Raw genomic sequence first — 4,938 nt, forward strand, 5'->3', positions numbered from 1 at the left:
TTAGTTAACGATTATTATATACTTTATTAAAACTAATGCAATAAATTATATGAAAAGGTTTTGAAAGAGCATAATATAGTTTTATATTTTACACAATTAAAAAATAACAATTATATTGATGATATTAATTTTTAAATAAGTTTTAATTTTACCATAAAAAAGTCTTATAACTATTCTCGAAAAGCTTAAATTATTGTGTAAAATTAATGAAAACTGATACAAGAATTATCAAGTTTAAGGTTTGTCGCTACATAAAACTATCAGTAAAAAGGAGGATATTCGAATGATAGAAAAAGGTTTTTCAAATCCTACAGAAAGAGTTAAGAGATTAAGACAAGTAATAATTGATGCTAAACCTCAAGTTGAAGCAGACAGAGTAGTTTTGATTACTGAGTCTTATAAAGAAACAGAAGGAATGCCTAATATATTAAGACGTGCTAAAGCAGTAGAAAAAATTTTCAATAATTTACCTGTGACAATTCGTGATGATGAATTAATAGTAGGGGCTATAACGGTATCTCCAAGATCAACAGGACTTTGTCCGGAGTTCTCGTATGATTGGGTTGAAAAAGAATTTGATACGATGAGTACAAGAATGACAGATAGATTTGAAATCCCTAAAGAAACTCAAAAAATATTACATGAAGAGTTTAAATATTGGAAAGGGAAAACTACTTCTGCTCTGGCTGAATCACTTATGAGTAAAGAAACAAAAGATTGTATAGCTAATGGTATCTTTACAGTAGGAAACTATTTTTATGGTGGTGTGGGACACGTAAATGTTGGCTATGAAAAAATACTAAAAAGAGGATTTAGAGGGATAATTGAAGATTCTATAAAAGCTATGAATGATTTAGATCCTAATGATCCTGAAAGTATTCAAAAAACTCAATTTTATAAAGCTGTAATAATTTCTTATACAGCAGCAATAAATTTTGCGCACAGATATGCAGAAAAAGCAAGGGAGATGGCATCTGTTGAAACAAATCCTATCAGAAGACAAGAGTTGCTGAAAATTGCTGAAAACTGTCAAAAAGTTCCGGAGTATGGGGCAACTAATTTTTATGAAGCATGTCAATCTTTCTGGTTTGTTCAAATTTTAGTTCAAATAGAGTCAAATGGACATTCTGTTTCACCAGGAAGATTTGATCAATATATGTATCCTTTCTATAAGAATGATAATATAGATCCTGAATTTGCTCAAGAATTAATAGATTGTGTTTTTGTAAAACTTAATGATATTAATAAGGCTAGAGACGATGTTTCTTCACAAGCATTTGCAGGATATCAAGCATTCCAAAATCTTTGCGTAGGAGGACAAGATTCAGAAGGTAAAGATGTAACTAATGAAATCTCATATATGTGTATGGAAGCTGTAGCACATGTTGCATTACCGGCACCATCTTTCTCTGTAAGAATTCACCAAAATACGCCTCAAGAATTTTTATTAAGATCATGTGAAGTTTCAAGATTAGGATATGGAGTACCTGCATTTTATAATGATGAGGTAATTATTTTAGGATTAGTTGCAAGAGGAGTATCGTTAGAAGATGCAAGAGATTATGCAATTATAGGATGTGTAGAACCTCAGGCAGCACATAGAACTGAAGGTTGGCACGATGCAGCTTTCTTTAATATAGCAAAAGTTTTGGAAATAACATTGAATAATGGACGTTGTAATGGGTTACAATTGGGTCCGAAAACGGGTGAGCTCACTGATATGAAGTCAATAGAAGATATCTTTTGTGCATATCAAAAACAAATGGAATATTTTGTAAAATTACTTGCTGAGGCAGACAACTGTGTAGATTATGCACATATGGAAAGAGCAAAATTGCCGTTTATGTCAGCGTTAGTTGATGATTGTATAAAGAGAGGAAAAGCTGCTCAAGAAGGAGGAGCGCTATATAACTTTACAGGACCTCAAGCTTTTGGTGTGGCTGATTCAGGGGATTCTCTATATGCAATATATAAAAACGTTTTTGAAGATAAAAAAATAACTTTGGAAGAATTAAAAGAAGCATTAGAAGTAAATTTTGGCTTCACAGATTCAATAATGCCGGGTTCTTGTGAAAAAACAACTGGAGAAATGTCTGAAAATGAAATTTATGAAGCTGTTAAAAATATTTTAGCAAGTACAGGATCCGTAGATTTAGATATCTTGGAAAAGAAATTAAATGAAGGAAATATTAATACAAGCTGTGGATGTTCTTGTGAAGAAACAACAGGAAGATTTAAAACTATTCAAAAAATTCTTGAAAATACAGATAGCTTTGGAAATGATAATGAAAAATGTGATGAATTTGCGATAAGATGTGCAAAAATCTATTGTAATGAAGTTGACAAGTATGTAAATCCAAGAGGAGGACAGTTCCAAGCAGGAATTTATCCGGTATCAGCAAATGTATTGTTCGGGAAAGATGTAGGAGCTTTACCTGATGGAAGACTTGCAAAGAAGCCTTTAGCTGATGGAGTATCACCAAGACAAGGTAAAGACGTCAATGGTCCTACAGCGGCGGCAAATTCTGTTGCAAAATTACCACATGCTCAAGCTTCTAACGGAACTCTTTACAATCAAAAATTTTCACCTAAGGCTGTAGAAGGTGAAAAAGGATTACAAAATTTTGCTTCGATAATAAGAACTTATTTTGATCATAAAGGAAGCCATGTTCAATTTAATGTAGTAAATAAACAAACATTACTTGATGCACAAAAAGATCCTGCAGCAAATAAAGATTTATTGGTAAGAGTGGCAGGTTATTCAGCTCATTTCATTACTTTAGCGAAAGAAGTTCAAGACGATATCATAAGTAGAACAGAACATATGATGTAAATATATTTCTTAGGGGGAGACTATGGAAGCGATAGATTACAGTAAAGAGGGCATGGTTTTTGATATACAGAGATATTCTATAAATGATGGACCAGGTATAAGAACTATAGTCTTCCTAAAAGGGTGTCCACTTAGATGTGTTTGGTGTTCAAATCCTGAGTCACAAACGTATGAAAAAGAATTAATGTATAGAAAAATATTGTGCATAAATTGCGGGAATTGTGTAAAGGTTTGTAAAAATGAAGCTATAGGACCCCAAAATGAAAATTGGATAGATAGAAAAAAATGTGTAGTTTGTGGAGAGTGTGTGAATGTTTGTCCGGCAGGTGCATTAGTTGTAAAAGGTAAACTGATGAGTGTTGAAGAAGTAATAAGTGAATTGAAAAAAGATGAATCTTATTATTTAAAATCTAATGGAGGAATAACACTGTCGGGAGGAGAAGCATTAATGCAACCTGAATTTACAAAGGAATTATTAAAAGCTGCAAAGTCAAGGGGATGGCATACTACTATAGAGACAGAAGGCTATGTTTCAGAAAATGTTATAAAAGATATTCTGAGGTATGTAGATTTAGTTTTGTTGGATATAAAGGCAAATAATTCCGAAATTCATAAAAAATTTACAAAAGTAGACAATACATTAATAAAGAAAAATGCAAAAATTATACAAGAAATGACAAATACAGTTATTAGAATTCCCTTAATACCAGGAGTGAACAGTGATATTAAAGAATTTACAGACATAATAAAATTTGTTAAGACATTAGAAAATGTAAATGAGATACACATTCTGCCATATCATAATTTTGGAGAGAGCAAATATTATCTTTTAGGAAGAGACTATCAGCTTTCAAAAACTAAAAAATTAAACGAAGAATATGTGGATAAATTAAAAAACATAGTTGAAGAGTTCGGTTATAAGTGTGAAATAGGAGGCTAATGGAGGTAGAAATGGATAGAGAAATGTTAGAGAAAATCATGGGTCAAGTTTCTGAAGAATTGAACATAAATGATAACAAAGAAAAATGTTCAGGAGATCGTGATATAGGAGTAACCGAATTTGTTGGAACAGCCATAGGTGATACTATAGGTCTAGTTATTGCAAGCGTAGATCCTTTATTAACTGAAACAATGAAATTAGGTAAGTATAAATCAATAGGAATAATTGGCTCAAGAACAGGGGCAGGACCTCAAATAATGGCAGTAGATGATGCTGTAAAAGCGACTAATACTGAGGTCATTTCTGTAGAATTACCAAGGGATACAAAGGGTGGAGCAGGACATGGTGTTCTAATATACATAGGGGCAGAAGATGTTTCAGATGCAAGACGTGCAGTTGAAATAGCATTGGATGTTCTTCCTAAGTATTTCGGAGATGTATATTCAAATGAAGCTGGACATCTTGAATTTCAATATACAGCAAGAGCAAGTTATTGTTTAGAAAAGGCTTTTGGTACACCAATAGGAAAAAGTTTTGGAATGGTAATAGGAGCTCCTGCCGCTATAGGTACAGTATTAGCGGATGTAGCAGTTAAGGCTGCAAATGTTGAGGTGGTAGGATATGCATCACCGGCAGAGGGGACTTCATATTCAAATGAAACAATATTGACTTTTACAGGCGATTCAGGCGCCGTTAGACAATCGGTAAGGGCAGCCATAGAGGTAGGTAAGAAATTATTAGGCTCATTAGATGTTGAACCTAAATCTACAACAACACCATATATATAAATTTTAGAATAGTTATTAGAATAAGGAGGAAATTATGAATTCAGATGCATTAGGAATGGTAGAAACTAAAGGTTTGGTAGGAGCTATAGAAGCGGCAGATGCCATGGTAAAAGCTGCTAATGTTACATTAGTTGGATATGAAAAGATAGGATCGGGCTTAGTAACAGTAATGGTGAGAGGAGATGTAGGTGCAGTTAAAGCGGCTACAGATGCTGGAGCAGCTTCAGCGAGAGCCATAGGTGAAGTAATATCTGTTCATGTAATACCAAGACCACATACAGATACAGAAAAAATTATTCCAAACTTTGGCAAATAAATTGTTTTTAAATGTTATTTATTTTCTTTAGTTAATATTGCTATGAGTTAAAGTATTGAAT

The 4,938-nt window shown here is 32.9% G+C and carries 4 protein-coding genes; all 4 read left to right on the top strand.

All coding sequences use genetic code 11. The features are described 5' to 3' along the window. The first annotated feature begins 283 nt into the window (after positions 1-283). Genes HMPREF9129_RS01730 through pduA form a run of 4 tightly spaced genes read left to right on the top strand, consistent with a single transcriptional unit; the run spans position 284 to position 4,877 of the window. On the top strand, positions 284-2,833 hold the full coding sequence (locus HMPREF9129_RS01730) for a glycyl radical protein (RefSeq protein WP_004819676.1): 2,550 nt from the start codon (positions 284-286) through the stop codon (positions 2,831-2,833). A 22-nt stretch (positions 2,834-2,855) separates the two neighbouring features. Continuing rightward, a complete protein-coding gene (locus HMPREF9129_RS01735) occupies positions 2,856-3,773 on the top strand; it encodes a glycyl-radical enzyme activating protein (RefSeq protein ID WP_004819681.1) in 918 nt (305 codons plus the stop codon). Positions 3,774-3,784: 11 nt separating this feature from the next. Beyond that, positions 3,785-4,561, top strand: a complete 777-nt coding sequence (pduB, locus tag HMPREF9129_RS01740) for a propanediol utilization microcompartment protein PduB (RefSeq protein ID WP_040552427.1) — start codon at positions 3,785-3,787, stop codon at positions 4,559-4,561. Positions 4,562-4,595: 34 nt separating this feature from the next. Continuing rightward, positions 4,596-4,877, top strand: coding sequence for a propanediol utilization microcompartment protein PduA (gene pduA, locus HMPREF9129_RS01745; protein WP_004819684.1), 282 nt, complete (start codon positions 4,596-4,598; stop codon positions 4,875-4,877). The last annotated feature ends 61 nt before the right edge of the window (positions 4,878-4,938 follow it).

Origin of the sequence: Peptoniphilus indolicus ATCC 29427 (assembly GCF_000227315.1) — a bacterium.
Classification (GTDB): Bacteria; Bacillota; Clostridia; order Tissierellales; family Peptoniphilaceae; genus Peptoniphilus; species Peptoniphilus indolicus.

Excerpts from the sequence above, each read along its gene's own strand:
- pduB (WP_040552427.1), top strand. The coding sequence starts at position 3,785 with ATGGATAGAGAAATGTTAGAGAAAATCATGGGTCAAGTTTCTGAAGAA.
- HMPREF9129_RS01730 (WP_004819676.1), top strand. The coding sequence starts at position 284 with ATGATAGAAAAAGGTTTTTCAAATCCTACAGAAAGAGTTAAGAGATTA.
- pduA (WP_004819684.1), top strand. The coding sequence starts at position 4,596 with ATGAATTCAGATGCATTAGGAATGGTAGAAACTAAAGGTTTGGTAGGA.
- HMPREF9129_RS01735 (WP_004819681.1), top strand. The coding sequence starts at position 2,856 with ATGGAAGCGATAGATTACAGTAAAGAGGGCATGGTTTTTGATATACAG.